Consider the following 26,257-nt stretch of genomic DNA (forward strand, 5'->3'; position numbering starts at 1 on the left):
CGGTGCCCTGTTCACCATGCAGTTCCAGGGCACCGGCACGATCGTCGTCAAGACGCACGGCAAGCCCGTCGTCCTGCCCGTGACACCGACGACGTTCGTCGACTCCAACGCCGTCGTCGCCTGGTCGGCCGCCGCCCAGGTGATCGTCTCCAGCCAGGTGCGCATGCGCCGCGGCGCCTACCCCGGCGCCACCGGAGAGGGCGTCAACCTCCAGTTCCGGGCCGCCCCCGGCAACTTCGTCGTCGTCCAGCCCTACGAGGTCTGATAGGGAGCCCGTCATGAACCAGCCGCCCGCGGGCTACGCCCCCGCACCTGTCACCGCCCGCATGGAGAACCACGGCAGCCACATGCTGAAGGTCGCCATGCAGACCGGAAACGACCTCTTCGCGCGCGCGGGGTCGATGGTCGCCTACGAGGGCTTCATCCAGTACGAGCCCAACCCGGCCGCCGTGCGCCAGATCGCACGCGACTGGATCACCGGCGAGGGCGCCCCGCTGATGAGGTGCTCCGGCGACGGACTGCTCTACCTCGCCGACTACGGGGCCGACGTCGTCGTCATCAACCTGGCCGGTGACGCCATCTCCGTCAACGCCACCAACCTGCTGGCCTTCGACGCCCATCTGACCTGGGGCGTCGAACGGGTCAAGGGACTGGCGAAGTTCGCCGGGCAGGGCCTGTGGAACACCACGATCTCCGGTCAGGGCTGGGTCGCGCTGACCTCCCGGGGCGAACCGATCGTCGTCGACTGCGGCGACGGGGAGGACGAGACCCATGTCGACCCGGACGCGCTCGTCGCCTGGTCGCCGAACCTGAAGGTGAGGGGCAAGCGCAGCTTCAAGGCGCAGTCCCTGATCGGCCGGGGCAGCGGCGAGGCCTTCCAGCTCGCCTTCTCCGGCCGGGGAATCGTCGTCGTCCAGCCCAGCGAGGACAGCACCGACCGCCTCCGGTTCCGCGGCTGAGGGGGAGACAGAACACCATGCAGAGCCCGCTTTTCGCCTTCAACGAAGTCCAGACCCAGGAGCGCTGGAGCCTGCAGAACGAGCAGATGCTGCGCGTCCTGCTGCAGGGACACGACGACGTCCTCGCCCGCAAGGGCACGATGGTCGCCTACCAGGGCATGGTCGAGTTCGACGCCGAGTACCGGAGCGAGTCCCAGGTGCGCGCCCACGCCTACACCGGCGAGGGCCTGGACCTGATGCGCTGTCACGGGCAGGGCACGGTCTACTTCGCCAACCTCGCCCAGCACGTGCACATCATGGAGGTCGACTCGGAGGGGCTGACCGTCGACAGCAACTATGTGCTGGCGATGGACTCCTCGCTGCACCACGAGGTCGTCGCCGTCGACAGCCTGTACGGCATCTCCGGCTCGGGGAAGTACCAGCTGAACATCACCGGCCACGGCAAGGTCGCCCTGATGACCTCGGGCGCGCCGCTGATGATGCAGGTGACCCCCGACAAGTACGTCAGCTGCGACGCCGACGCGATCGTCGCCTGGTCCACCGGTCTGCGGGTGCAGATGCAGGCCCAGACGCACTCCTCCGGGGTGTGGCGGCGCCGCGGCAGCACCGGCGAGGGCTGGGAGATCAGCTTCATGGGCAGCGGATACGCGCTCGTCCAGCCCAGCGAGCTGCTGCCGCCGCAGAACGCGATGACCGGACATGGGCTTGCCGCCCAGTTCGGCATGGGCATGCAGGGGGCCCGGGGACAGAACCCGGGCAACGTCTGGAGCTGAGCCGGAGCACGGCACGAGGGGCGGCCGTCACGACGGCCGCCCCTCGTTCTGCCGAGGCCCTCAGAGTTCCCGGAGCCTGGCGTGTGTCGCCTCCAGCAGCCGTACGACCGACTCGTCGGCCACGCCGGCCACCTCGTTGTAGGCGAACCAGCGCAGGTCCAGGGACTCGTCGCTGATCTTCTGGACCGCGCCGGACGGGGCCAGGACGGCGTACTGGACGTCGAGGTGCCAGTGGCACGGCGGCGGGATCGGATGGCGGTCCAGCCGCACCGGTCCGCCGGGCAGCGGCACCAGGCCGACGATGCCCGACTCCTCCGTGGCCTCCCGCAGGGCGGCGGCCTCCAGCGCGGTGTCGCCGGGTTCGCAGTGGCCGCCCATCTGCAGCCACATCCGCAGCTTCCGGTGCAGCGTCAGCAGCACCCGCTCGTGCTCGGGGTCGATCACCAGGGCGCTCGCGGTGATGTGGCCCGCGTGGCAGGCCTTCCACACACCGTCCGGGTGCGCCGCCAGATGGTCCAGGTAGACCTGGCACAGCTCGGGCTGGTCCCCGTGCTCCCGGTACTCCTTCAGGACGAGGACCGCGTCGTCGTGGAGGCTCACTCGGTGCCGTCGCCCCCGTCGCCCTCGGCTCCCCGGTCCTTTTGGCCCTTCCCGTTCTCCTTGCTCTCCCGGCCCTTCTCCTCGCCTCCGCCGTCCTTCCCGGCGTCCTCGGCGTCCCCGGCCCTCGCCTCCGGTGCTTCCTCCCCGCCCTCTGCGTCCTTCTTCCGCGGGTCCGGGCCGGGCGCGGAGCCGCTCGCGGCCTCGCCGAGCATCTTGTCCAGCTCGGAGAAGTCCATCTGCTCCCGGTGGACGAAGCCGTCGGGGTCGTCCAGGTCGGCGGCCGTCGGCAGCATGTCCGGGTGGGCCCACAGGGCGTCACGGCCGTCGATCCCGCGCGCGTCGGTGAGCGAGGCCCACAGACGGGAGGCGTCGCGCAGCCGGCGCGGACGCAGCTCCAGACCGATCAGCGTGGCGAACGTCTGCTCGGCCGGGCCGCCCGAGGCACGGCGCCGGCGCAGCGTCTCGCGCAGCGCGTCCGCGGACGTCAGACGCGGCTTCGCGGCCGCGTGCACCACCGCGTCCACCCAGCCCTCCACGAGCGCCAGAGCGGTCTCCAGCCGGGCCAGGGCGGCCTTCTGCTCGGGGGTGTCCTGCGGCTGGAACATGCCCTGCTGCAGGGCGTCCTGCAGCTGCTCGGGGTTCTGCGGGTCGAACTGGCCGACCACGTCCTCCAGCCTCGCGGTGTCGACCTTGATCCCGCGCGCATACCCCTCGACCGCGCCGAACAGGTGCGAGCGCAGCCACGGCACATGCGCGAACAGACGCTGGTGGGCGGCCTCGCGCAGGGCGAGGTACAGCCGCACCTCCTCCTTGGGCACGCCCAGGTCCTTGCCGAACACCTCGATGTTCACCGGCAGCAGCGCGGCCCTGCCGGCCGGGCCGAGCGGCAGGCCGATGTCGGTGGAGCCGACGACCTCGCCCGCCAGCACGCCGACGGCCTGCCCGATCTGCGTGCCGAACATGGCGCCGCCCATGGAGCGCATCATGCCGATCAGCGGGCCGGCCATGGCCTGCATCTCCTCCGGCAGCACGTCGGCCATGGCGTTGCCCACGCGCTCGGCGACCGGGTCGACGAGCTCCTGCCAGGCCGGCAGGGTCGCCTCGACCCACTCCGCGCGGGACCACGCCACCGCGGAGGCGGCGCCCGAGGGCAGGGACGTCACGTCGTCCAGCCACAGGTCGGCCAGGCGGACGGCGTCCTGGACCGCGGTGCGCTCGGCCGGGCCGACGCTCGCGTCCTTGGTGCCGTCCGGAGTGCCCTGGGAGACCGTGTGGCGGGCGATCTGCTTGGCCATGTCCCAGTTCACCGGCCCGCCCTCGTAGGAGAGCATCTGGCCGAGCTGCTGGAACGCGGCGCCCAGGTCGCTGGGGTTCAGTGAGCCGAACACGGCTGCGAACGGGTTGTCGGCCCCGGGGCCGCCGAAGCCTCCGGCACCGGGCAGCCCGAAACCGAACGGATTGGCCGGTCCCTGCCCACCACCGCTCTGCTGGTCCTTCTTCTTGCCCTCGTCGCCGTCGTCCGGCTCCTCCGGCGGAAGGCCGAATCCGAATGGGGTGTCACTCACGGGGTTCCTCGGCTGGTAGGGCCACCGGTTCTCTCCGGCGGCGCGGCTGCCCGACAACACCACCCAGCGTAGACACCGAGAACCGTTCGAGCCTCGGTGCTCCGCCGACAGAACGCCTGCGGCAGGATGGATGCCACCTGGTACGTACGCGTCCTTCGCGCCCGTATGGAACACAACCTCTGGAGACGCCCGGTGAGTTCCCCAGATCCGCAGGTTCGCGCAGCGCGAAACCATGAAAGCACTCCCGCCGCCCGAGGGCCCGTCGTCGCGGTCACCGGAGCCGCGCGCGGAGTGGGCGCGCTGCTCACCGAGCGGCTGGCCGCGTCCGGCGAGATCCGGAAGGTCGTCGCCATCGACGAGCGGCGCGGGGAGTGCGCGGCGGCGCAGTGGCACATCCTCGACGTGCGGGACCCGGCGATCGCGGACAGGCTGAGCGGCGTGGACGTCGTGGTGCACCTGGCGCTCGACCTCGACCTGGGGACCGACGCCGCCGCCCGTACGGCCTACAACGTCCGGGGAACGCAGACCGTGCTGACCGCGGCCGCGGCGGCCGGGGTGCGCCGTGTGGTGCTCTGCACCTCCGCGATGGTCTACGGGGCCCTGCCGGACAACGAGCTGCCGCTGTCGGAGGACGCGGAGCTGAGGGCGACCGCCGAGGCGACCGGGGTCGGGGACCTGCTGGAGATCGAACGGCTGGCGCGCCGCGCACCGCGGGCCCATCCGGGGCTGAACGTCACCGTCGTCCGGCCGGCCGTGCTGGTCGGAGGCACGGACACCGCGCTGACCAGGTACTTCGAGTCGCCCCGGCTGCTGGTCGTGGCCGGGTCGCGGCCCGCGTGGCAGTTCTGCCACGTCGAGGACCTGTGCAGCGCGCTGGAGTACGCCGTGCTGGAGAAGGTCGAGGGGGAGCTGGCCGTGGGGTGCGACGGCTGGCTGGAGCAGGAGGAGGTCGAGGAGCTCAGCGGGATCCGGCGGATGGAGCTGCCGTCGGCGATCGCGCTGGGGGCGGCGGCCCGGCTGCACCGGATCGGGCTCACCCCGTCGCCGGCGGGGGACCTGGCGTACACGATGTACCCGTGGGTGGTGAGCGGGAGCCGCCTGCACGATGCCGGGTGGCGGCCGAAGTGGACGAACGAGGAGGTCCTCGCGGCGCTGCTGGAGGAGGTGGCCGGACGGCACACGGTCGCCGGGCGGCGGCTGGGACGGAAGGACGCGACGGCCGCGGGAGCCGCGGGGGCGACGGTCGCGCTGCTCGGTGCGGCGGCGGTCGTACGGCGGGCCCGGAAGGCCCGCAGGCGGATCTGAGGCCCGCGGGCGGATCCGAGGACGGGGGCCGGCAGGGTGTGCGGCACGATGGAACCATGGCAGCCACCTGTGACCACCCCGGCGAGTACGCCGCCGACGAGCCCATCAAGCTGATCGGCATCAGGGAGACCCCGCTCTCCGTGGACGAGGTCTTCGGGGCCGTGGGGGACGACGCCGCCGGCGGGACCGCGCTGTTCGTGGGAACCGTGCGGAACCACGACGGGGGCGCCGGCGTCGAGGAACTCGCGTACTCCTGCCATCCCAGCGCGGAGGCGGAGATGCGGCGGGTCGCCGAGAAGGTCGTCGCCGAGTACCCGGTACGGGCGCTGGCGGCGGTGCACCGCGTGGGGGAGCTGAAGGTGGGGGACCTGGCCGTCGTGGTCGGGGTGTCGTGCCCGCACCGGGCCGAGGCGTTCGAGGCCTGCCGGAAACTGATCGACGACCTCAAGCACCAGGTGCCGATCTGGAAGCACCAGAGGTTCTCCGACGGCACCGAGGAGTGGGTGGGCGCCTGCTGACCCGCCGGCATCCGCCGGCGCCGCGCACATGCCGGCGGATGCGCACCGGCCGGCCCGTGCGTGTCCGCTGTCCCGTGCGCCTCCGCCGGCCCTGCGTGTCCGTCGGCCCACACGTGTCCGCTGACTCATGCGTGTCTGCCGCCCCGTACGTATCCGCCGGCCCATGCGTCCACCGGACCCGCACTCCTTCGGCGTAGTTCCGGTTGCGTAACCGCACCCTGGACGTGAGCGTTGTCACTGCGGATGGTTAATCTGCTGATCAGTCAGTTGCCCTCACTCGGTCGGGTTGGGAGGTCGGCATGGCGGCTCTCGCCTGGTTGCTGATTCCGTTTGTGGCCGCGATAGGCGCAGGACTCTGGGGGAGCTGGGCGAACCGAACCCGCAAGGCACGCAGCGACGGCCCCGAGCTGGACGGATACGCGCGATTCCGCGAGGCCATGGAGAGGACGCACTCCCGTACATGAGTGAGGCTGCCCTGACGGTGCTCTGACAGGCGCGTCCCGTACTGTCGAGTCATGCCACGCCGCACCGCGACGATGCTCGCCTCCACGCTGATGCTGATCGTGCTCCTGTGCGCGGGGGTCTTCCTTCCCGTGCCGTACTCGGAGATGTCTCCGGGACCGACGGTCAACACCCTCGGTGAGCACAACGGTGAGCCGGTGCTGCAGATCTCGGGGCACAAGACCTACCCGACGGACGGCCATCTCAACATGACCACCGTCCGGGTCACCAGCGCCGACTACCGGATGAACCTCGTCGAGGCCATCTACGGCTGGCTGGCGCGCAACAACAAGGTCGTCCCGCACGACACGCTCTACCCCGACGGCAAGACGGAAGAGCAGTCGACGCAGGAGAACGCCGAGGAGTTCACCCAGTCCCAGGAGAGCGCCAAGGTCGCCGCGCTGAAGGAGCTCGGCCTCCCGGTGCGGTCCTGGGTGATCGTCTCCACGGTGGTCAAGGGCACCCCCGCCGAGGGCAAGCTGCACGCGGGCGATGTCATCAAGGCCGTCGACGGCACGGAGGTCAAGCAGCCCTCCGACGTCGCCAAGCTGGTCACCAGGCACAAGCCCGGGCAGGACGTCGTCTTCACGATCGTGCCCGCCAAGGAGCAGGCCGCCGCCGAGAAGCAGCGCAGGACGGCAACCGTCACCAAGGACGTGACCATCACCACGGCGCAGTCCGACGACGCCGGCGCCAAGCGCGCCATCGTCGGGATCTCCGCCGGGACCGATCACACCTTCCCGTTCAAGATCGACATCAAGCTCGCCGACGTCGGCGGACCGAGCGCCGGGCTGATGTTCGCCCTGGGCATCTACGACAAGCTCACCCCGGGCAGCCTGACCGGCGGCGAGTTCGTGGCCGGCACCGGGACGATCGACAACAACGGCAAGGTCGGCCCGATCGGCGGGGTCGAGATGAAGATCGTCGGCGCGCGCGACAAGGGCGCCCGGTTCTTCCTGACCCCCGCCGACAACTGCGCGTCCGCCGTCAAGGACACGCCTTCGGGGATCACCCTGGTGAAGGTGAACACCCTGCGCGACGCCCTCGCCGCCCTGAAGGACATCCGCAGCGGCAACACCGCCGACCTGCCGAAGTGCACGGCCAAGAGCTGACAGGAACCGGCAGGAACAAGGGCCGACAGGGGTCGACAAGACCTGACAAGGCCCGGCAAGAGCTGACGGGCGGCGCGCCCGGCCGCCGGCGGTCCCCGCCGGCGGCCGGGCACCCTCACGCCTCGAACGTCGCCGCCAGCGCCTCCGCCAGCCCCGGCACCAGGTTCGCGCCCGTGAGGACCTCCGTCGGGGAGTCCTTCTCCCGCAGCCGCAGGGCCGACTCCCGGCTGCCGTCGCGCAGGACCGCCACCGTCATGCGGACCTCCTGGCGCTCGGGATGGTCGGCCACCCACTTGGCCAGCTCCGCCTCGGTCAGTCCCTCGGGGATCTGCTCCTCGGCGGACGGCGGCAGCATCAGGCGCTCCACGGTCAGCGCGCAGCCGGTCACCGTCTCGGGCCAGGCGATCGTGCCCAGGAACTCGTCGAGCGGCCGGTCCGTCGGGACCTCGTCCTGCTCGATCGGGGTGAAACCGGCGGCCCCCTGCTCGTCCCCCAGGCCGAGCCGGGCCGCGAGGGCGGGTTCCTGGGCCCGCAGTCGTGCGGTGTCTACGAGCGCGAAGAGACGAGCGGGCTGATCCCAGCCGAGGCCGGAGGCGTACTCGTCGATCTCGAGCACGGCCCGGGTGAGCGGGCTCGCTGCCATGGGAGTGTTGGACATGGTCACAATCCTGCCTCGTTCTCGGCCGGAACCGGGAACTGAGTAAAGGATGAGTAAGTTGCATAAGTGTGGGCCCACGTTCGCGGGGGCGCACCGTACGGTCCACGGACAGGGCCTGACGCAAACGAGACCCAATCCAACAGCGAACTTCGAGGTGCACACCCTTGGCTTTCCAGATGCCGGACCGCGGCGGAGGCCCGACAGGGCCGCGGATGAGAGTGGGCCGCCCGTCCCGGCGTGCCAGGACCCTGCTCATGACGCTGGGCGTCCTTGCCGGCCTCGGCATGGCCTTCGCCATGTTCGCGGGCTTCTGGACGGACTGGCTGTGGTACCGGTCGGTGCGTTATTCGTCCGTGTTCACCACCACGCTGTGGACCAAGATCGGCCTCTTCTTCGTCTTCGGTCTGCTGATGGCGGGCGTGGTCGGACTCAACATCTGGCTCGCGCACCGGCTGCGGCCGCCGCTGAGCGCGATGTCGCTGGAGCAGCAGAGCCTGGACCGCTACCGGATGGGCATCGCTCCGTACAAGAAGTGGCTGTTGTTCGGCATCACGGCGCTGGTCGGCCTGATCGCCGGAGCCTCCGCCGCGAGCCAGTGGCGGACCTGGCTGATGTGGGTCAACGGCGTGCCGTTCGGCAAGCGTGACCCGCAGTTCAACCTGGACGTCTCCTTCTACGCCTTCGACCTGCCCTGGTACCGGTTCCTGCTGGGCTTCGGCTTCGCCGCCACGATCCTGTCCCTGATCGCCGCGGCGCTCACCCACTACCTGTACGGCGGGCTGCGCGTCACCAGCCCCGGCGCGCGGGCCACGGCCGCGGCGACCGGGCACCTGTCGGTGCTGCTCGGCGTCTTCGTGACGCTGAAGGCGGTGGCGTACTGGCTGGACCGCTACGGGCTGGCGGTGAAGTCCAGCGACTTCAAGGCGGCCGGCAACTGGACGGGTCTGCGGTACGTCGACGCCCACGCCTATCTGCCGGCCAAGACGATCCTGTTCTGCATCGCGGTCATCTGCGCGCTGCTGTTCTTCGCCACCCTGTGGCGGCGCACCTGGCAGCTGCCGGTCATCGGCTTCGGCCTGATGGTGTTCTCGGCCATCCTCATCGGCGGCCTGTACCCGGCGATCGTGCAGAAGTTCCAGGTCCAGCCCAACGAGCAGGCCAAGGAGGCGCCCTACGTCGCGAAGAACATCAAGGCGACGCGTGAGGCGTACGGCATCGACAACGCCAAGGTCTCCGAGTACGCGGGCAAGAGCCAGACCACGGACAAGACGAAGCTGCGCGACGAGGTCGAGAAGACCGTGAGCATCCGCATACTCGACCCGAACGTCGTCTCACCGACGTTCCAGCAGCTCCAGCAGATCCGGAACTTCTACGGCTTCCCGGCCAATCTGGACGTCGACCGCTACACCACCAAGGACGGCAAGAGCCAGGACACCGTCATCGGTCTGCGCGAGCTGAACCTCGACGGCATCCCGAAGAAGAACTGGATCAACAACCACTTCCGCTACACCCACGGCTACGGCGTCGTCGCGGCCAAGGGCGCCGAGGCCAACGACAACGGCCAGCCGTCCTTCATCGAGTCCGACCTGCCCTCCAGGGGCGAGCTGGGCAAGTACGAGCAGCGGATCTACTACGGCGAGAAGACCACCACCTACTCGATCGTCGGCGGCCCCCAGGAGGAGGTCGACTACTCCGACGACAGCGGTGAGAAGACCACCCGCTACCAGGGCAACAGCGGCGTCAGCCTCTCCAACCCGGTCAACCGGGCCGCGTACGCGGTGGCGTTCGGCGAGCCGCAGATCCTCTACTCCGGCGCGATCGGCGAGGGCTCGCGGATCCTGTACAACCGCACGCCCAAGGAGCGCGTCGAGGCGGTGGCGCCCTGGCTGACCATCGACGGCGACGCCTACCCGGCGGTGGTCGACGGCCGCATCCAGTGGATCGTCGACGCCTACACGACGACGAACGGCTACCCGTACTCCTCCCGCACGACGCTGGGGGACACCACGGCCGACTCGCTGACCTTCAACAACGACCAGCGCGCGGTGGTGGCCCAGCAGAACCAGGTCAACTACATCCGCAACTCGGTGAAGGCGACCGTCGACGCCTACAGCGGCGAGGTCAGGCTGTACGAGTGGGACACCGAGGACCCGGTCCTGAAGACCTGGATGAAGGCGTTCCCCGGCACGGTCGAGCCCAGGGAGAACATCTCGCCGGCGCTGATGGAGCACCTGCGCTACCCGCAGGACCTGTTCAAGGTCCAGCGTGAGCTGCTCACCCGCTACCACGTGCAGGACGCGCAGACCTTCCTCAGCGGCAGCGAGGTGTGGCAGGTGCCGGACGACCCGACCACCAAGTCGGGCAACGCGGTGCCGCCGTACTACCTGACCATGAAGATGCCCGACCAGGAGTCCCAGGCGTTCTCGCTGACGACGACGTTCACGCCGACGGGCCGGGACAACCTGAGCGCCTTCATGGCGGTCGACGCCGAGGCGGGCACGCCCGGCTACGGCCAGATCAGGATCCTGAAGCTGCCGGCGAGCACCACGGTCGGCGGCCCCAAGCAGGTGCAGAGCCAGTTCAACTCCAACTCGCAGCAGAACATCGCCGAGTTCGTCCGGCTCATCCGGGGCGGTGACTCGGAGATCGAGTACGGCAACCTGCTGACCGTCCCGCTGGACGGCGGACTGCTCTACGTGGAGCCGGTCTATGTGCGCGGTGGACAGCTGAAGTACCCGCTGATGCGGAAGGTGCTGGTGACCTACGACGGCGTCACCGCGTTCGAGAACACCCTCGACGAGGCCCTCGACAAGGTCTTCGGCACCTCGGGTTCGGCACCTCCGCCCTCCGGGGACACCGGGACCGGCGACACCGGCTCCGGCGAGACCTCGCCGCCGCCCCCGACGAGCGGCAACCCGACGGTCCAGCAGGCGCTGAAGGACGCGCAGAAGGCCTTCGACGCCGGGCAGGAGGCCCTGAAGAAGGGCGACTGGCAGGCCTACGGCCAGGCGCAGAAGGATCTTCAGGACGCACTGAAGCGGGCCGCGGAGGCGCAGGCGCAGGCGGAGAAGTCCGGCGGCGGTGACAAGAACGCCGACGGAGGCGGCGCCAACCCGCCCGAACCGGAGCAGAGTTCGGGCGCCGATCCCGGCGCAGCCGACAGCTGATCGCTCCGGCCGAGCCGAAGGGCCCGGATCCGTGCCGCGGATCCGGGCCCTTCGCGGTGTACGAACGCATGTGCCGACATGTTCTGCGGCCGCGCCACCGTGGGGAGTTGAGCCGTCTGTGTTTGACTTGTCTCTCTGTGGGCATGTCGACAAAACGCTGAACTGACCTCACTGACTGCGGTATACCAGGTGTACCCAGGTTGCAGGTGGTGCGACGATGGACGTTATGGGGGACAAGGCAACTCTGCACGAGACGGGGCGATTTGTACGGGCTTCCGACTCCGAGGAGGCCGGAAGCGACGACCGGGACGAGACCGGGGTGGCCGCCGAGGAGGTCGCGGAACTGGCACGTCGTCGCCTCGCTGCGGAGTCGGGGGACGTCGAGGCCATGAGCGTCCTGGGGGCCATGCTGCTGCGCCGCGGCGATCTCGACGGAGCCGAACCCCATCTGCGGGCCGCCACCGCGGCCGGTGACCGCGCCGCCGCCAACAATCTGGGAGTCCTTCTCCACCAGCGGGGATACCCCGACGAGGCCGCCGGATGGTGGCGGATCGCCGCCGTCGCCGGATCCGCGGCGGCCGCGCACGCGCTCGGACGCCACCACCGCGAGCGCGGCGACGAGCCCGCCGCCGAGTACTGGCTGCGCCAGTCCGCCGAGCAGGGACACGTCCTCGGCGCCTACGCGCTCGCCGACCTGCTGGAGCACCGCGGGGACGCCGAGGCCGAGCGCTGGATGCGGGCCGCCGCCGAGCGGGGCCACCGGGAGGCCGGGTACCGGCTGGCCCGGACACTGGAGCGGCGGGCCGCGCGAAGGGCCGCCGGCGACGACGTGGTCGCCCTCAGGCAGGAGGCCGAACAGTGGTACCGGCAGGCCGCCGCGCGCGGGCACCGCCGGGCCGCACTGCACCTCGGCGCGATCCTGGAGAAGCGCGGCGAGATCGAGGAGGCCGGCCGCTGGTACCTGACCGCCGCCAAGGACGGCGAGGTGCGGGCCGCCTGCGCACTCGGCTTCCTGCTGCGGGACGCCGGCGACCTCGAGGGCGCCGCCGCATGGTGGCTGCGGGCCGCGCAGAACGGCGACGGCAACGCGGCCAACGCGCTGGGCGCCCTGTACGCCGAACGCGGCGAGACCCAGACCGCCGAGCGGTGGTACCGGGCGGCGATGGACGCGGGCGACGTCAACGGCGCCTACAACCTCGGGCTGCTCTGCGCCGAGCAGGGCCGGATCACCCAGGCCGAGCAGTGGTACCGGCGCGCGGCCTACGCCGGGCACCGGGAGGCGGCGAACGCCCTCGCCGTGCTGCTGATGCAGAGCGGCGACACCGGCGGTGCCGAGCCGTGGTTCTCCAAGGCGGCCGAGGCCGGCAGCGTCGACGCCGCGTTCAACCTGGGAATCCTCTACGCGGGGCGGGAGCTGGAGCCCGAGGCCCTGCGCTGGTACGAGCGGGCGGCGGCCGCCGGGCACACGGAGGCGGCGCTGCAGGTGGGGATCGCTCGGCTGCGCGCGGGGGACGAGCAGGAGGCCGAGCGGTACCTGCGGTGCGCGGCCGGCGGCGGCAGCGCGGAGGCCGCGTACCGGCTGGCCACCCTGCTCGACGCCCGCCGGCCGCCGGCACCCGCGCACGAGCTCGGCGAGCCCGCGTTCCCCGACAAGACCGAGTGCGAGGAGTGGTACGAGCGGGCGGCCTCCCAGGGGCACCGGCGTGCGCAGGTGCGGGTCGGGATGCTGGCCGCGGCCCGCGGGGACGTGGTGGAGGCGGCGCGCTGGTACCGGACGGCGGCGGAGGCCGGCTCCAGCAACGGCGCGTTCAACCTGGGGCTGCTGCTCGCCCGGGAGGGCAGCGAGCCCGAGGCCGCCGTGTGGTGGCAGCGCGCCGCCGACGCCGGGCACGGCAGGGCGGCGCTCCGGCTCGCCCTGGTCCATGCGCGCCGGGGCGAGCTGTCCGAGGGCCAGCGGTGGGCCGACCGGGCCGTGGAGCTGGGACCGGCGGCGGTCGCCGAGCGGGCGGCGCGGCTGCGGGACGCCCTGCGCGAGGAGCTGTCGGCGTGAGGTGCGGGGCATGCTCCGCGGCAGGGCGTCGCGGAGCATGCCGCGGGGGCGAGGTACGGGACGCCTTGGTCCGCGGAATGCGCCGCCGGGGGCGGGTGCGCGGGGCGGATGTACGGGATGTGACGTACATCGCGCCGCGCACGGCCCAGGTGATTTGCTTCTTTCCCCGTCGTTCACGTAATGTTGCAGTCGTCGACGCGGGGTGGAGCAGCTCGGTAGCTCGCTGGGCTCATAACCCAGAGGTCGCAGGTTCAAATCCTGTCCCCGCTACTGAGGTCCGAGGGCCGGAATCCGATCGAGGATTCCGGCCCTCGGCGTTTCCGGCGCGGCCCTCCGGCACGGCCGTACGTCTCGCACCAGGCCCCCGGCACCTCGCCGGTGCCGGGGGCCTGGCAAACCCTGGAAGGCGTCTGGAAGGCGTCGTCGCGGTCAGGACGCCGCGCAGTTCGGGCACAGACCGCGGTAGGTCACCTCGACGTCCGAGACGGTGAAGCCGAAGCGCTCCGAGTCGGGCAGGTCGGCCAGCGGATTGCCGTTCGGGTGGACGTCACGGATCGTGCCGCAGCCGGAGCAGATCAGATGGTGGTGCGGCCGGTGAGCGTTGGGGTCGTACCGCTTGGCGCGCTTGTCCGTGGTCACCTCGAGGACCTCGCCGAGGGAGACCAGCTCGCCCAGCGTGTTGTAGACGGTTGCGCGAGAGATCTCGGGCAGCTTCGCGACGGCCCGCGCATGAACCTCGTCGGCCGTCAGATGAACGTGCTCACCGTCGAGTACCTCGGCCACGACGCGCCGCTGCGCGGTCATGCGCCACCCGCGTCCACGCAGCCGTTCCAGAAGGTCACTCATGCGGACCAGCCTAACAGCAGGGGAATAGCCCCCCGAATGGGTGTGACTTTGGAGTTTTGCTTGACTTTGACGCCGTCCAGCGTGAGGTCGATCCCGGCGTCGGTCAAGAGAGACGGCCGGACATTCGGCCAGGAGCCGGACCGTCTGCCGTGGCGGGCAGGCCGGGGTCCTTCGGGGCCGGCCCGCCGTGGTGTCCGCAGGAACCGTCGGGGTCTGCGGGAGTCGTGCCCGCGGGAACCGTCAGGCCGGTATCCGTGTCGCCTGCTGCCGGGCCGTCACCCAGCAGCGGATGATGTCACGGACGGAGACGATCCCCGTCGGCTCGCCGCCGTCCAGGACGATCAGATGCCGGAAGCCGCCGTGCGCCATGGCCCGGGCCGCTTCCTCCAGGGTCCACGTCGGGGCGGCGAACACCACGTCGGTGGTGGTGTGGTCGTGCACGTGCTCGGTGTCCGGGTCCTGGCCCAGGCCGACGGAGTTGAGGATGTCGCGTTCGGTGAGGATGCCGATGCCCCCGGCGTCGGGGTCGTAGACCACGGCGGCGCCGACGCGGCGCGCGGACATCAGGGCCGCCGCCTGGCGGAGGGTGTGGGCGGGGCCGATGGTGAGAACCACGGTGCTCATGGCGTCACGGACGAGCATGGCTGGAGCCACCTCCTCGGAGGAATCCGGATAGTTCACGGATTCACAAATTCACAAGTGGGGGGACTCTCAGAGTCGCAGGCAAACCGGGCGCCAACAAGGGGGCACGGGCGGCCCGTCGGGGAGCACGCGGGGCAGGCGGCGCCTTTCAGCGGCGCCGGTTGAGATACTCCAGCATCTCGTCGTGCAGCAGCCCGTTGGACGCCGCCGCATTGCCGCTGTGCGGGCCGGGACGGCCGTCCAGCCCGGTGAAGGTGCCGCCGGCCTCGGTGACGATGATCGCGTTGGCGGCCATGTCCCACAGGGACAGCTCGGGTTCGGCGCAGAGGTCGACCGACCCCTCGGCGACCATCATGTACGGCCAGAAGTCGCCGTACGCGCGGGTGCGCCACACCGCACGGGTCAGGTCCAGGAAGCCGTCCAGGCGGCCCTGCTCCTCCCAGCCGCTGAGCGAGGAGTACGCGAAGGAGGCGTCCTCGAGCTTCGCCACGCGCGAGACCCGCAGCCTGCTCGCCTTCGTCAGGCTGCGGCCGGTGAAGGCGCCGTGGCCCTGCGCGGCCCACCAGCGGCGGCCGAGCGCGGGCGCGGAGACCACGCCGACGACGGGCTGGTAGCCGCCCTCGGAGGCCTCCATCAGCGCGATGAGCGTCGCCCAGACGGGCACACCGCGGACGTAGTTCTTGGTGCCGTCGATCGGGTCGACGACCCAGCGGCGGGGTCCGGTGCCCTCGATGCCGTACTCCTCGCCGAGGATCGCGTCGCGGGGACGGGCGCGCTGCAGCTGGCTGCGGATGAGTTCCTCCGCCGCCTTGTCCGCCTCGCTGACGGGGGTCATGTCCGGCTTCGTCTCGACCTCGAGGTCGAGGGCCTTGAAGCGTTCCATGGTCGCGGCGTCGGCGGCGTCGGCGAGGACGTGGGCCAGACGCAGGTCATCGAGGTAGTCGGGCATGTAAGGCACGGTATCCGCCCCGCGGGTGCGGGGCTACCGGGGGTGGGGGTGCGGCAGTGCACGTGAGTGGAGCAAGGGGCGGTTCGGGGGCGGGGCGCCGGCCGCCGGAGGGTGCTCCTCCACAACCCGTCACACACCCTTGACACTGTGTTCCCGCACGTCAAATCTGGGCCCAGAGTTGCCCCGCCCCAGGGAGGCGATGATGCCTGCAGCCCGGGAGTCCCTGCTGGACGCCGCCCGCGCGGCGCTGCTGCGCCGGCCGTGGTCCGCCGTACGGATGGTGGACGTGGCCGCGGCGGCCGGAGTCTCCCGGCAGACGCTCTACAACGAGTTCGGCAGCAAGGAGGGGCTCGCCCGCGCGCTCGTCCGAAGGGAGGCGGACGGCTATCTCGCCGGTGTGGACCGCGCCCTGGCCGCCCAGGGGGGCCCGTGCGAGCGGCTCGTCGCCGTCGCCGAGTGGACCGTGTCGGCCGCCCGGGACAACGCGCTGACGAGGGCGATGCTCACCGGCTGCTGGAGCGAACGGCTGCCCGCGCCCACGCTCTCGGCGGTGCCGTCCTCCTCCGTGGTGCCGGCGCAGCGCCGGGCGGACGGCCCGCTGCCGTCGCCCCAGGACCTGGCGGCGGCCGTCCGCGACCGTGCCGTGGCCCTGCTGTCCCCGCCCGGCGCCTCCGGGGCGGAGACCGCCGATCTGGCCCGCACCTGCGAACTGGTCCTCCGGCTCGCCCTGTCGTGCGTGATGGTGCCACCGGGCGAGGGCGGGGTCGCCGCACTCGTCCGCGGCGCCCTGCACCACCGGCCCGCCTGAGCCGCCCGGGCCCTCAGTGCGCGGAGCCGGACAGCTGCAGTCCGATCACGCCGATGATGACCAGACTGATCGAGACGATCTTCAAGGTGGAGACCAGGTCGCCGAGGAAGACCATGCCGTAGATCGCGGTGCCCGTCGCACCGATGCCGGTCCACACCGCGTACGCCGGTCCCACGTCGAGCTTCTTCAGCGACAGGGTGAGCAGCCCGAAACTGCCCAGTGCGAAGACGCAGAAGCCGATGGTGGGCCAGAGCCGGGTGAAACCGTGCGACAGCTTCAGACACACGGCGAAGCCCGTCTCGAGCAACCCGGCCACAATGACCAGCAGCCACGCCATGTGCTGTCCTCCCGTGGGTCCGCGTGCCGTGACCGCTCGATCGCGTTCGGGGCAGGTCCCCCGTCCGGCTCCGAGCGATTATGCACGTGTCGGACCACGCCCGTGCAAACAACGCGAAAGCCCGGGCAGGTCAGTCGCCCTCCTTGCGCTCCCGCGAGGCCAGCAGCCGGCGCAGCGAGTGCAGACGCGCCGGGTCCGCGTGGCCCTCGGCGACCCACTCGTCCAGCGCGCAGTCCGGCTCGTCGTGACTGCAGGCGCGCGGGCAGCCCTCCGTGCCGGGCTCCAGATCGGGAAAGGCGTGGATGACCCGGGACGGGTCGACATGGGCGAGGCCGAACGACCGCACGCCCGGCGTGTCGACGACCCAGCCGGACGCCCCCTTCAGCGGCAGCGCGAGCGCCGAGGTCGTGGTGTGCCGGCCGCGGCCGGTCACCGCGTTCACCCGGCCCGTCTCCCGCCGCCGTTCCTCGGCGACCAGCGCGTTGACGAGCGTGGTCTTGCCGACGCCGGAATGGCCGACGAACGCCGTGATCCTCCCCTCCAGGTGCGCGCGCACCCGGTCCGCCGCGTCCCCCTTCTCCAGTTCCTCGCGGTTGACGACGACATGGGGGATGTCCAGCGCGCCGTACAGCTCCAGGAGCTTGTCCGGCGGGGCCAGGTCCGACTTGGTCATGACCAGGAGCGGGTCCAGACCGCCGTCGTACGCCGCCACCAGGCACCGGTCGATCAGGCGGGGGCGCGGCTCGGGGTCGGCGAGCGCGGTGACGATGGCCAGCTGGTCGGCGTTGGCCACGACCACGCGCTCGTACGGGTCGTCGTCGTCCGCCGTACGGCGCAGGACGGAGGTGCGCTCCTCGATGCGGACGATGCGTGCGAGGGTGCCCTTCCGCCCGGACAGGTCGCCGACCAGGGCGACCCGGTCGCCCACGACGGCGGCCTTGCGGCCCAGTTCGCGGGCCTTCATCGCGACGACCGTACGGCCGTCGACAAGGCAGGTCAGACGGCCCCGGTCGACGGTGAGCACCATGCCCTCGACCGCGTTTTCGTGTTTCGGACGGATGTTCGTGCGCGGTCGGCTGCCCCGGCGGTCCGGGCGGATGCGGATGTCGTCCTCGTCGGTGTGCTTGCCGTAGCGCCGCATGGCGTGTCCCCCGCCCTTACAGCCCGAGCATCCCGGTCCACAGGTCGGGGAAGTCCGGCATGGTCTTCGACGTGGTCGCCACGTTCTCGATCTGTACGCCCTTCACGACCAGGCCGATGATCGCACCGGCGGTTGCCATGCGGTGGTCCTCGTAGGTGTGGAAGATCCCGCCGTGCAGCGGACGCGGACGGATGTGCAGCCCGTCGGCCGTCTCGGTCACATCGCCGCCGAGCGCGTTGATCTCCTTGGTCAGCGCGGCCAGCCGGTCGGTCTCGTGCAGCCGCAGATGGGCCACGCCGCGCAGGGTCGAGGGCGAGTCCGCGAGGGCGGCGACGGCCGCGATGCCCGGGGTCAGCTCGCCGACCTCGCTCAGGTCGACGTCGATGCCGTGCACGGCACCCGAACCGGTGAACACCAGACCGTGGTCGGTGAGCTCGCAGGAACCGCCCATCTCGGTGAAGATCTCCCGCAGCCGGTCGCCCGGCTGGGTCGTCCGCGCCGGCCAGTCGGGGATGACGACCCTGCCGCCGGTCACCAGCGCCGCCGCGAGGAAGGGCTGGGCGTTGGACAGGTCCGGCTCCACGGTCAGGTCCCGGCCCAGCAGGGCGCCCGGGGTGACCCGCCACACGTTCGGCTCGCCGCCCGACTCGGGGGTGTCCACCTGGGCGCCGACCGCGCGCAGCATGTCCACCGTCATCCGGATGTGCGGCATCGACGGCAGCGTCGAACCGACGTGCCGGACCTCCACGCCCTGGTTGAAGCGGGGCGCGGACAGCAGCAGGGCGCTGACGAACTGGGACGAGGAGGAGGCGTCGATCTCCACCGGGCCGCCGTCCAGCGCGCCGTTGCCGTGCACGGTCATCGGCAGCGCTCCCCGGCCGCCGTCGTCGATCCGGGCGCCCAGGGCGCGCAGCGCGTCGATGACCCCGTGCAGCGGACGCTCGTGCGACCGCGGGTCGCCGTCGAAGCGGACGGGGCCGTCGGCCAGCGCGGCGACCGGCGGCAGGAAACGCATCACGGTGCCCGCGTTGCCGACGTCGACCGTGGCCGGGCCGTGCAGACCCGCGGGGATCACCCGCCAGGCCTCTCCGGTGCCGTCCGGACCGACGCCCTCCTCGATGCCCACGCCCATCGCCCGCAGGCCGCCCGCCATCAGCAGCGTGTCCCGGGAGCGCAGCGGGCGGCGCAGCCAGCCCGGCTCGGAGGCGAGGGCGGCGAGGACCAGGGCACGGTTGGTGACGGACTTGGACCCCGGCACGTGGACCGTCGCATCGACGGCTCCGCTCGCGTGCGGGGCGGGCCAAAGGGCGGAAGGCGCGGGGTTCGGAAGCATGGCCCCACTCTATAAGGAGGCGGCCGGACCGCCCGCCGGCCGACCGGACGGCTGGTCACATCTCCAGCAGCCAGCGGCCGCCGCCGATCAGCGAGCACAGCGACACCGCGTGGAACAGGAACAGCCACAGTCCCGCCGGTACGTGCGTCAGCCGCGACAGCTGGTCCGCGTCCGAGTCCCCGGCGCCCCCGCGGGACCGCTTGGCCTGCAGCTCGAAGGCCGGACGCACCCCGCCGAACAGCAGGAACCACACCACGGCGTACGCGAACGCCGCCTGCACCTGGGGCCCGGCCAGCCAGGACACCAGCAGGAACGTGCCGCTGGTGAGGAGCACGGTGAGCGCCCCGTACGCGTTGCGGATCATCACCAGCATCGCCAGCAGCAGCGCCGTGGCCACCCACAGCAGCAGCGTGATGTGCCCGGCGTCGAGCAGGGCCGCACCGCCCAGGCCCAGCAGCGGGGGCGCGGTGTAGCCGGAGGCCGCGGTGAGGATCATGCCGATGCCGTACGGCTTGCCGCGGCTGACGGTCAGACCGCTGGTGTCGGAGTGCAGGCGTATCCCGGTCAGCGTGCGGCCGGTGAGCAGCGCCACCAGCCCGTGGCCGCCCTCGTGCGCGATGGTGATCGCGTTGCGGGAGAGGCGCCACAGACGGTGCGGGACGACCGCGGCGAGCGCGGCGACCGCCGTGGCGATCACCACCCACGGGTCGGGGTCGGGCTGGGTCCCGGTCAACCGGTCCCAGAGGTCGGGCAGCGCGGTGGCGGCGGTGCTGGCCATGGTTCCCAGGGGCTCCCTGTCCTCGCAGTGTCCTCGCGGTGAGAGACGGTGATCGGGTGACGGGTCGATCAGTAAGACGGTGACGGGTCGATCGATAAGAGTCGGCGCGCAGCGCTGTCGTTGCGGGGTGGTGGTCGGGTGACGGGTCGATCGATAAGAGTCGGCGCGCAGCGCTGTCGTTGTGGGGCGGTGGTCGGGTGACGGGTCGATCGATAAGAGTCGGCGCGCAGCGCCGTCGTTGTGGGGTGGTGGTCGGGTGACGGGTCGATCGATAAGAGTCGGCGCGCAGCGCCGTCGTTGTGGGGTGGTGGTCGGGTGACGGGTGGGCCTGGCAGTGTTGCACGTATGTGCGGACGGTATGCAGCGAGTCGTGGGGCCGAGGATCTCGCGAAAATCTTCGGGATCGAGAAATGGGATCCGGAGGAGGTCCTGACACCCGACTACAACGTGGCCCCGACCAAGGAGGTCCCCGTCGTCCTGGACCGCCCCCTGAAGGGCGCCGACGCCGCGGCGGCCGGTCCCTCCGCCGCGGGGCGTCCGGTCCGGCAGCTGCGGAAGCTGCGGTGGGGGCTCGTCCCCTCCTGGGCTAAGTCCCCCGAGGGCGCCGCCCGGATGATCAACGCACGTGCGGAGACCGTGCACGAGAAGCCGTCGTACCGCCGTGCCTTCGCCTCCCGGCGCTGCATCCTGCCCGCCGACGGCTACTACGAGTGGGTCACCGGCCCCCAGGAGCGCGAGCTGGAGGTCGAGGGCAAGCGCAAGCGGCCCCGCAAGCAGCCGTACTTCGTCACCCCGGCGGACGGCTCGGTGCTCGCGATGGCGGGGCTCTACGAGTTCTGGCGGGACCGTACGCTGCCCGACGACCACCCGCAGGCCTGGTGGGTGACCTGCGCGGTGATCACCACGGAGGCCGAGCGGACCCCGCTGGCGGTCGCCCCGGCCGAGGGGCCGCGCTCGCTGTACGACATCCATCCCCGGATGCCGCTGATGCTGACCCCCGACCGGTGGGACGCCTGGCTGGATCCGACCCGTACGGACGTGGACGGCCTGCGCGCCCTGCTGGAGCCCCCGCCGCCCGGTCTGATGCGCGCCTATCCCGTCTCGACGGCCGTGAGCAGTGTCCGCAACAACGGCCCGGAGCTGCTCAGGGAGCTGCCCGCCCCGGAGGAGGGCACACTCTTCTGACGCGGGCCTCTTCCGGCCGCAGCGGGAGGGCTCCTGCCCGGGCCGTCCGGGCAGGCGAGGAACAAGGAGTCATGCGTGCGCGACCCTCATGCCGCACGGCAGCCGGCGCATCTCGCCGTGCGGGCGACGTCGTCCGCCCCCGGCCGGAGCGGGGCCGTTCCCGGAGGCCTTTGGTGGGCGTGAGCGAGAACACCGGGAACACCGGGAGCACCGTGAACACGGAAAGAGCACCAGGGGTGGAAGAGACCGAGGGCGCGAAGAGCGCCGGGGCGGTCGAGACGGTCGAGACGGATGCGGGCCGGGCCCGCATCACCTGGCACCGGGCGAAGGACGCGCGGCTCGTCCTCGCCGTGGGGCACGGCGCCGGCGGCGGCATCGAGGCCCGCGACCTGCAGGCGCTGGCCCGGACCCTCCCCGGGCACGGTGTGACCGTCGCGCTCGTCGAGCAGCCCTGGCGGGTGGCCGGAAAGAAGGTCGCGCCCGCGCCGAAGACCCTGGACACCGGCTGGCGCGGGCTCTGGCCGGCGCTCACCGCGCCCGGACTGCCGGTGATCTCCGGCGGGCGCAGCGCGGGCGCGCGCGTCGCCTGCCGCACCGCGGCCGGGCTGGGCGCGCACGCCGTCCTGGCGCTCGGTTTTCCGCTGCACCCGCCGGGCAGGCCGGAGAAGTCCCGTGCGGAGGAGCTGCTCGCATCCGGACTGCCCACCCTCGTCGTGCAGGGCGGCAACGACGCGTTCGGCAGGCCCGGGGAGTTCCCGCCGGGGCCGTACGAACTCGTCGAGGTGCCCCGCGCCGATCACGGCTTCGCCGTCCCGAAGCGGGCGGACATCACGCAGGAGCAGGCGCTGGAGATCGTCACCGGGGGCGTCGCCCAGTGGATCGCGTCACTCGGGTGACCTCCCGGGAATGTCCGGTCCCCGGGCGCTGTTGAGGCGGACGGAAGTGCCGGTCACCGGCAGCCGTGCCAGAGGAGAGGAAGTCCGCCCCATGGGTTCGACCTTCTGCCCGAGTCGCAGCAGTCGTGCCGCCCTGGACTGGACGGTGCTGCATGCTGCCGGGACCGTCCCCGTTCGGGCGGCGGGTGGACCGGATCGTCGTCTATCCTCCGATTCGAGTGGGGCCGTCATCGGTCCCGCGACGTCGCTTGAGGAGGTGGGTCCGGTTCCCGGTACCGACGCAGGGGCCGACAACGGCCAGGCGGAGCAGCCCGAGGGCCGGGACGCGCGCGTGGAGGCGTCCGCGGAATCGAGTGCCGAGCGCAATGCGCGCTTCGAGCGGGACGCGCTCGAGTTCCTCGACCAGATGTACTCGGCCGCGCTGCGCATGACGCGCAACCCGGCCGACGCCGAGGACCTGGTGCAGGAGACCTACGCCAAGGCGTACGGGTCCTTCCACCAGTTCCGCGAGGGCACCAACCTCAAGGCGTGGCTGTACCGGATCCTCACCAACACGTTCATCAACTCCTACCGCAAGAAGCAGCGCGAGCCCCAGCGCAGCGCGGCCGAGGAGATCGAGGACTGGCAGCTGGCGCGGGCCGAGTCGCACATGTCGACGGGACTGCGCTCCGCCGAGTCGCAGGCGCTGGACCACCTGCCCGACTCGGACGTGAAGGAGGCGCTGCAGGCGATCCCCGAGGAGTTCCGCATCGCCGTCTACCTCGCGGATGTGGAGGGCTTTGCCTACAAGGAGATCGCGGACATCATGGGGACACCCATCGGTACGGTGATGTCCCGGCTGCACCGGGGGCGCCGCCAGCTGCGCGGCATGCTCGAGGACTACGCCCGTGAGCGCGGACTGGTCCCGGCCGGTGTCGGAGAGTCGAACGAAGCGAAAGGCTCGGGCTCATGAGCTGCGGAGAGCCGCACGAGACGGACTGCAGTGAGGTACTCGAGCATCTCTACGAGTTCCTCGACAGTGAGATGCCGGAAGTCGATCGCACCAAGTTCGAGCACCACTTCGAGGAATGCTCGCCGTGCCTTGAGAAGTACGGCCTGGAGCAGGCCGTGAAGAAGCTGGTCAAGCGGTGCTGCGGACATGACGAGGTCCCCGCCGACCTGCGTGCCAAGGTCATGGGGAGGATCGAGCTGATCCGCTCCGGCCAGTTGGTTCCCGAGGGCGACGTGACCGCGGCACCGACGGCGTCGACGAAAACGGCATCGGCGAAACCGACGACACAGACGGCATCGGCGCCGACGGCGAAGCCGGCGAAGCCGGGGACGACACCGCCGGCTCCGCAGGAGTCCTGACCTCCTGACCCCACATCCCGGGACATCCGCCCAGGTGTTCACCCGAACGTGCTAATCCACGGGGCTTTGCCCCGTGACCTCCCCCCTGCCCGCCCTACGCTCCCAGCGTGGACAGGCGTGACCGGGGAGGAGCGTCATGGAGGCGGTTCCACCGCGGGCCCGCGCGTATGTCGCCTGTGTGGTTCTCGCGGCCCTGGTCTGCCTGCTGCCGCTGTCGGTGACCCGGACCCCCTGGTGGACGGTCGCCCTGCTCGCCGTGGTGTACGCCGGCTGCCGGTACTTCGCCCGGCGCACCCTTGCCGGCCCCTTCTACCCGGTCCTGCTGGCGGCGGCCTTCCTGCTGCCGCCGGCCGCCGCCGCGCTGGTTCCCCTGCCGGGGGTCCTGCTCGCCCGTGCCGGGCAGCGGCCCGAGGCGCTGCGCCGGATCTGGCAGGCCGCCCAGCTCGTCCTCGCGGTGGGGGCCGCCTCCCGGGCGCACCGGGCACTGGGCGGCCGGGAGGCCGTCGTCGCCTCCGACTTCCCCTACGCCCTCGTCCCCGCCGGGGCCGCCGTGCTCGCCTTCTGCCTGGTGCTGACGGCACTGGACGGCGGAATCCGCGGGCTCGCCGAGCGCATGCCGGTGCATCGGGCGTGGCCGGGGATGTTCACCCGCTCGCTGGCGCCGATCGGGGTGCACGGACTCGCGGGACTGATGATGGCCGTGCTGTGGTGCAGCCCCTACGGCCCGGTCGCCGCGCTGCTGGTGCTGCTGCCGATGTGCGTGTCGTGGTGGGCGTACGCCCAGTACCACCGGGAGCGGGCCGCCCACCAGTCCACCATCCGCGCGCTGGTGCAGGCCGTCGACCTCAAGGACGGGTACACGCGCGGGCACAGCGAGCGGGTCGGCCGGGCCTCCATGATGATCGCGCGCGAGCTCGGCATGGACGACGAGCGCGTCGAGGTGCTGCGGTTCGCCGGCATCCTGCACGACGTGGGAAAGCTGGGCGTGCCCACCCGGCTGCTGCGCAAGGACGGGCCGCTGACCCCCGAGGAGCGCCGGGTGATCGAGCTGCACCCCGAGTACGGGCACGAGATGGTGCGCGGCATCTCCTTCCTCGGCGAGGCCCGCTCGGCGATCCTGCACCACCACGAACGCCTGGACGGCAGCGGCTATCCGTACGGGCTGAGGGGCACCCAGATCCCCGAGTCCGCGCGGGTGGTGGCCGTCGCGGACGCCTTCGACGCGATGACCTCCACCCGCTCCTACCGGCGGGCCCGCCCGGTCGACGCCGCCCTGGAGGAGCTGAAACGCTGCGCCGGTGCCCAGTTCGACCCGCGGATGGTCGCGGCGCTGGCGCGGGCCTTGGACCGGTACGGCTGGCACCCGGCGGTCACGGCCGAGGACGGGGCGTCCGCCGCCGCCTCCTCCTCCCCGCCGCTGTCGTCCGCGTCCGGCCGTGAGGAAGCACGCCGATGAGCCGGTCCGTGCTGCTGGTCCTCATCCGTGGCTCGGCCGCCCTTGTCGCCCTGCTGTCCCTCGGCGTCACCCTGTGGACCGGTGTGCAGGAGCGCGGGGCCGCCCTCGCCTTCGGGGTGCTCGTGCTGGTCGGCGAGCTCGCGCGGTGGAGCGGCACCGACGCCCGGGAGGCCGCGCCCCTGGGCGCCGCCGGAGCGCTGTCGTACGCCCTGCTGGGCGAGGACGCCGGGCGGGCCAGTCACCACGGCGTCTTCCAGACCGTCGCCGTGGTGCTCGGGGCGTGCCTGCTCGGCAGCGTGCCGCGCCTCGCACGCGGGGAGGAGCAGGCCCTCGACCATCTGACCCGGCGGATCCTCACCGTCGCCTTCGCGGCCGTCTGCTTCCAACCGCTCTACGGCGCGGGGGTGTTCCGGGACTGGATCGGCCCGGCCTACGCCCTGCTGCTGCTCGCGCTGCTGGTGCTCACCGCGCTGTGCGGCGCCGTGCTGTCCGCCGTGTCGGCGCACTGCCGCACCGGGTGGCCGTTCGGCCCGCTGCTGCGCGAGGAGCTGCGCGGGCTGCTCGGGATCGGCTCGGCGGTGTGCGCGACCGGCGCGGTCATGGCCCTCGCGGTCGCCGTGGCCGGGCTGTGGGCGCTGCCCGTGTTCTCGCTGCCGTTGCTGCTCACCCAGCTGTCCCTGAGACGGTACGCGGCCGTGCGGAGCACCTACCGCCAGACCATCGCCTCCCTGGCCCGGGCCACCGAGGTCGCCGGGTACACCCCGCCGGGACACGCCCGGCGCGTGGCCGCGCTCAGCCGGGCCGTGGGCCGGGAGCTGGGGATGACGGAGCCGGAGCTGACCGTGCTGGAGCACGCGGCGCTCATGCACGACATCGGCCAGCTCAGCCTGGTCGACCCGGTTCCCGCGGGCGCCACCGCCGGCCTGCCCGCCGAGCAGCAGCGGCGCATCGCGCTGCTCGGCGGGGCCGTCGTCCGGCAGACCGGGGTCGACGCACGGGTCGCGGTCGTGGTGGAGCGCCAGGCCGACCCCTGCCCGGAACAGCCGCTGCCCGCACGGATCGTGCGGACCGTCAACGCCTACGAGGAGAAGGTGCACGGCGCGGGTCCCGGCGGCTCCCTCAAGGCCCTGGAGGAGCTGCGGCTGGCAGCCGAGCACGCCCCCGATGTGGTGGAGGCGCTGGCCCGTGTACTCTCACGCGACGGTCCGGCGTCGCCCCCCGTGGGGTAACCCACGGGTAAGGAGCGCCCTTCCAGCCGCACATGGTTGGATGCGGGAAAGAGGGTGTCCGGGGGCAGAGGCCAGCCCACTGAACGGAACTGGCAGGCG

At 71.8% G+C, this 26,257-nt stretch carries 24 protein-coding genes, 1 tRNA gene and 1 pseudogene; 16 read left to right on the forward strand and 10 right to left on the reverse strand.

Translation table 11 applies throughout. The annotated features are described in order from the left end of the window. The 3 genes from CCN35_RS17005 to CCN35_RS17015 form a co-directional block, all read left to right on the forward strand. Window positions 1–265: AIM24 family protein (locus CCN35_RS17005; protein ID WP_211285537.1), on the forward strand; the 265-nt coding region annotated here is incomplete at its 5' end. A 13-nt stretch (window positions 266–278) separates the two neighbouring features. Then, window positions 279–959 carry an AIM24 family protein gene (locus CCN35_RS17010; RefSeq protein WP_067391643.1) on the forward strand — a complete coding sequence of 227 codons (681 nt, stop codon included), beginning with the start codon at window positions 279–281 and terminating at the stop codon, window positions 957–959. A gap of 17 nt (window positions 960–976) precedes the next feature. Next, the gene (locus CCN35_RS17015) at window positions 977–1,732 is read left to right on the forward strand and encodes an AIM24 family protein (RefSeq protein ID WP_067391640.1); all 756 of its coding nucleotides are present in this window, start codon (window positions 977–979) and stop codon (window positions 1,730–1,732) included. Window positions 1,733–1,792: 60 nt separating this feature from the next. On the opposite strand, the gene CCN35_RS17020 is transcribed toward CCN35_RS17015, so the two are convergent. Both CCN35_RS17020 and CCN35_RS17025 read right to left on the reverse strand, forming a co-directional pair. Next, window positions 1,793–2,332, reverse strand: coding sequence for an NUDIX hydrolase (locus CCN35_RS17020; protein WP_086793370.1), 540 nt, complete (start codon window positions 2,330–2,332; stop codon window positions 1,793–1,795). After that, a complete protein-coding gene (locus tag CCN35_RS17025) occupies window positions 2,329–3,897 on the reverse strand; it encodes a zinc-dependent metalloprotease (protein WP_086793372.1) in 1,569 nt (522 codons plus the stop codon). The genes CCN35_RS17020 and CCN35_RS17025 overlap by 4 nt, the downstream gene beginning before the upstream one ends. A 192-nt stretch (window positions 3,898–4,089) precedes the next feature. On the opposite strand from CCN35_RS17025, the gene CCN35_RS17030 reads away from it, so the two are divergent. From CCN35_RS17030 to CCN35_RS17040, 3 genes are all read left to right on the forward strand, one after another. After that, complete coding sequence (locus CCN35_RS17030) at window positions 4,090–5,202, forward strand: SDR family oxidoreductase (RefSeq protein ID WP_067391631.1); 1,113 nt, start codon at window positions 4,090–4,092, stop codon at window positions 5,200–5,202. A 56-nt stretch (window positions 5,203–5,258) separates the two neighbouring features. Next, window positions 5,259–5,720, forward strand: coding sequence for a molybdenum cofactor biosynthesis protein MoaE (locus tag CCN35_RS17035; protein WP_067391628.1), 462 nt, complete (start codon window positions 5,259–5,261; stop codon window positions 5,718–5,720). A gap of 515 nt (window positions 5,721–6,235) precedes the next feature. Then, window positions 6,236–7,333: a YlbL family protein gene (locus tag CCN35_RS17040; RefSeq protein WP_067391625.1), complete on the forward strand. Its 1,098-nt coding sequence runs from the start codon at window positions 6,236–6,238 to the stop codon at window positions 7,331–7,333. 115 nt (window positions 7,334–7,448) lie between these two features. On the opposite strand, the gene CCN35_RS17045 is transcribed toward CCN35_RS17040, so the two are convergent. Next, window positions 7,449–7,991: a PPA1309 family protein gene (locus tag CCN35_RS17045; protein ID WP_067391622.1), complete on the reverse strand. Its 543-nt coding sequence runs from the start codon at window positions 7,989–7,991 to the stop codon at window positions 7,449–7,451. Between the two features lie 176 nt (window positions 7,992–8,167). Here CCN35_RS17045 and CCN35_RS17050 point away from each other — a divergent pair, with 176 nt between their 5' ends. The 3 genes from CCN35_RS17050 (at window position 8,168) to CCN35_RS17060 (ending at window position 13,478) form a co-directional block, all read left to right on the forward strand. After that, on the forward strand, window positions 8,168–11,158 hold the full coding sequence (locus CCN35_RS17050; RefSeq protein ID WP_086793374.1) for a UPF0182 family membrane protein: 2,991 nt from the start codon (window positions 8,168–8,170) through the stop codon (window positions 11,156–11,158). Window positions 11,159–11,375: 217 nt separating this feature from the next. Continuing rightward, window positions 11,376–13,208, forward strand: coding sequence for a tetratricopeptide repeat protein (locus tag CCN35_RS17055; RefSeq protein ID WP_211285538.1), 1,833 nt, complete (start codon window positions 11,376–11,378; stop codon window positions 13,206–13,208). A 196-nt stretch (window positions 13,209–13,404) separates the two neighbouring features. Then, window positions 13,405–13,478 (forward strand) — tRNA-Met (locus CCN35_RS17060). 159 nt (window positions 13,479–13,637) lie between these two features. On the opposite strand, the gene CCN35_RS17065 is transcribed toward CCN35_RS17060, so the two are convergent. The 3 genes from CCN35_RS17065 to hisN all read right to left on the reverse strand — a co-directional run bounded on the left by CCN35_RS17065 (window position 13,638) and on the right by hisN (window position 15,645). Next, the gene (locus tag CCN35_RS17065; RefSeq protein WP_067391614.1) at window positions 13,638–14,054 is read right to left on the reverse strand and encodes a Fur family transcriptional regulator; all 417 of its coding nucleotides are present in this window, start codon (window positions 14,052–14,054) and stop codon (window positions 13,638–13,640) included. Between the two features lie 240 nt (window positions 14,055–14,294). Then, window positions 14,295–14,696, reverse strand: a complete 402-nt coding sequence (locus tag CCN35_RS17070; protein ID WP_067391610.1) for a CBS domain-containing protein — start codon at window positions 14,694–14,696, stop codon at window positions 14,295–14,297. A 148-nt stretch (window positions 14,697–14,844) separates the two neighbouring features. Next, complete coding sequence (gene hisN / locus CCN35_RS17075; RefSeq protein WP_067391607.1) at window positions 14,845–15,645, reverse strand: histidinol-phosphatase; 801 nt, start codon at window positions 15,643–15,645, stop codon at window positions 14,845–14,847. Between the two features lie 199 nt (window positions 15,646–15,844). Between hisN and CCN35_RS17080 the strand changes: the two genes are divergently transcribed. Continuing rightward, window positions 15,845–16,453: a TetR/AcrR family transcriptional regulator gene (locus tag CCN35_RS17080; RefSeq protein WP_067391603.1), complete on the forward strand. Its 609-nt coding sequence runs from the start codon at window positions 15,845–15,847 to the stop codon at window positions 16,451–16,453. A gap of 13 nt (window positions 16,454–16,466) precedes the next feature. Here CCN35_RS17080 and CCN35_RS17085 read toward each other — a convergent pair whose 3' ends face one another. The 4 genes from CCN35_RS17085 to CCN35_RS17100 form a co-directional block, all read right to left on the reverse strand. Continuing rightward, window positions 16,467–16,790 carry a DMT family transporter gene (locus CCN35_RS17085; RefSeq protein ID WP_067391600.1) on the reverse strand — a complete coding sequence of 108 codons (324 nt, stop codon included), beginning with the start codon at window positions 16,788–16,790 and terminating at the stop codon, window positions 16,467–16,469. A 130-nt stretch (window positions 16,791–16,920) separates the two neighbouring features. Further along, entirely contained in the window at window positions 16,921–17,931 is a 1,011-nt protein-coding gene (gene rsgA / locus CCN35_RS17090) for a ribosome small subunit-dependent GTPase A (protein WP_067391597.1), read from the reverse strand. Window positions 17,932–17,947: 16 nt separating this feature from the next. Next, window positions 17,948–19,264: a 3-phosphoshikimate 1-carboxyvinyltransferase gene (aroA, locus tag CCN35_RS17095; protein ID WP_067391594.1), complete on the reverse strand. Its 1,317-nt coding sequence runs from the start codon at window positions 19,262–19,264 to the stop codon at window positions 17,948–17,950. Window positions 19,265–19,319: 55 nt separating this feature from the next. Beyond that, window positions 19,320–20,042, reverse strand: coding sequence for a M50 family metallopeptidase (locus CCN35_RS17100; RefSeq protein WP_067391590.1), 723 nt, complete (start codon window positions 20,040–20,042; stop codon window positions 19,320–19,322). A gap of 345 nt (window positions 20,043–20,387) precedes the next feature. Here CCN35_RS17100 and CCN35_RS17105 point away from each other — a divergent pair, with 345 nt between their 5' ends. The 6 genes and pseudogenes from CCN35_RS17105 (at window position 20,388) to CCN35_RS17130 (ending at window position 26,158) form a co-directional block, all read left to right on the forward strand. After that, window positions 20,388–21,227, forward strand: coding sequence for an SOS response-associated peptidase (locus CCN35_RS17105; protein ID WP_086793378.1), 840 nt, complete (start codon window positions 20,388–20,390; stop codon window positions 21,225–21,227). Window positions 21,228–21,463: 236 nt separating this feature from the next. After that, window positions 21,464–22,123 (forward strand): alpha/beta hydrolase family protein, encoded by a 660-nt coding sequence (locus tag CCN35_RS17110; protein ID WP_067391582.1) that lies wholly within the window; start codon window positions 21,464–21,466, stop codon window positions 22,121–22,123. A 256-nt stretch (window positions 22,124–22,379) separates the two neighbouring features. Next, window positions 22,380–23,075, forward strand: coding sequence for a sigma-70 family RNA polymerase sigma factor (locus CCN35_RS17115; RefSeq protein ID WP_067391579.1), 696 nt, complete (start codon window positions 22,380–22,382; stop codon window positions 23,073–23,075). Next, a pseudogene (gene rsrA / locus CCN35_RS17120) lies at window positions 23,072–23,362 on the forward strand (mycothiol system anti-sigma-R factor); the annotation flags it as partial. The gene CCN35_RS17115 and the pseudogene rsrA, both read left to right, overlap by 4 nt. Window positions 23,363–23,609: 247 nt before the next feature. Next, window positions 23,610–24,929, forward strand: coding sequence for an HD-GYP domain-containing protein (locus tag CCN35_RS17125; protein ID WP_067391576.1), 1,320 nt, complete (start codon window positions 23,610–23,612; stop codon window positions 24,927–24,929). Continuing rightward, on the forward strand, window positions 24,926–26,158 hold the full coding sequence (locus CCN35_RS17130) for an HD-GYP domain-containing protein (RefSeq protein ID WP_067391572.1): 1,233 nt from the start codon (window positions 24,926–24,928) through the stop codon (window positions 26,156–26,158). The genes CCN35_RS17125 and CCN35_RS17130 overlap by 4 nt, the downstream gene beginning before the upstream one ends. The last annotated feature ends 99 nt before the right edge of the window (window positions 26,159–26,257 follow it).

The organism is Streptomyces thermovulgaris, from assembly GCF_002155915.1.
In the GTDB taxonomy this organism is placed as follows: Bacteria; Actinomycetota; Actinomycetes; order Streptomycetales; family Streptomycetaceae; genus Streptomyces; species Streptomyces thermovulgaris.

Excerpts from the sequence above, each read along its gene's own strand:
- CCN35_RS17125 (WP_067391576.1), top strand. The coding sequence starts at position 23,610 with ATGGAGGCGGTTCCACCGCGGGCCCGCGCGTATGTCGCCTGTGTGGTT.
- CCN35_RS17130 (WP_067391572.1), top strand. The coding sequence starts at position 24,926 with ATGAGCCGGTCCGTGCTGCTGGTCCTCATCCGTGGCTCGGCCGCCCTT.
- aroA (WP_067391594.1), bottom strand. The coding sequence starts at position 19,264 with ATGCTTCCGAACCCCGCGCCTTCCGCCCTTTGGCCCGCCCCGCACGCG.
- CCN35_RS17010 (WP_067391643.1), top strand. The coding sequence starts at position 279 with ATGAACCAGCCGCCCGCGGGCTACGCCCCCGCACCTGTCACCGCCCGC.
- CCN35_RS17015 (WP_067391640.1), top strand. The coding sequence starts at position 977 with ATGCAGAGCCCGCTTTTCGCCTTCAACGAAGTCCAGACCCAGGAGCGC.
- CCN35_RS17035 (WP_067391628.1), top strand. The coding sequence starts at position 5,259 with ATGGCAGCCACCTGTGACCACCCCGGCGAGTACGCCGCCGACGAGCCC.
- CCN35_RS17105 (WP_086793378.1), top strand. The coding sequence starts at position 20,388 with ATGTGCGGACGGTATGCAGCGAGTCGTGGGGCCGAGGATCTCGCGAAA.
- CCN35_RS17065 (WP_067391614.1), bottom strand. The coding sequence starts at position 14,054 with ATGAGTGACCTTCTGGAACGGCTGCGTGGACGCGGGTGGCGCATGACC.
- CCN35_RS17080 (WP_067391603.1), top strand. The coding sequence starts at position 15,845 with ATGATGCCTGCAGCCCGGGAGTCCCTGCTGGACGCCGCCCGCGCGGCG.
- CCN35_RS17045 (WP_067391622.1), bottom strand. The coding sequence starts at position 7,991 with ATGTCCAACACTCCCATGGCAGCGAGCCCGCTCACCCGGGCCGTGCTC.
- rsgA (WP_067391597.1), bottom strand. The coding sequence starts at position 17,931 with ATGCGGCGCTACGGCAAGCACACCGACGAGGACGACATCCGCATCCGC.
- CCN35_RS17085 (WP_067391600.1), bottom strand. The coding sequence starts at position 16,790 with ATGGCGTGGCTGCTGGTCATTGTGGCCGGGTTGCTCGAGACGGGCTTC.
- CCN35_RS17055 (WP_211285538.1), top strand. The coding sequence starts at position 11,376 with ATGGACGTTATGGGGGACAAGGCAACTCTGCACGAGACGGGGCGATTT.
- hisN (WP_067391607.1), bottom strand. The coding sequence starts at position 15,645 with ATGCCCGACTACCTCGATGACCTGCGTCTGGCCCACGTCCTCGCCGAC.
- CCN35_RS17040 (WP_067391625.1), top strand. The coding sequence starts at position 6,236 with ATGCCACGCCGCACCGCGACGATGCTCGCCTCCACGCTGATGCTGATC.
- CCN35_RS17050 (WP_086793374.1), top strand. The coding sequence starts at position 8,168 with ATGCCGGACCGCGGCGGAGGCCCGACAGGGCCGCGGATGAGAGTGGGC.
- CCN35_RS17100 (WP_067391590.1), bottom strand. The coding sequence starts at position 20,042 with ATGGCCAGCACCGCCGCCACCGCGCTGCCCGACCTCTGGGACCGGTTG.
- CCN35_RS17070 (WP_067391610.1), bottom strand. The coding sequence starts at position 14,696 with ATGCTCGTCCGTGACGCCATGAGCACCGTGGTTCTCACCATCGGCCCC.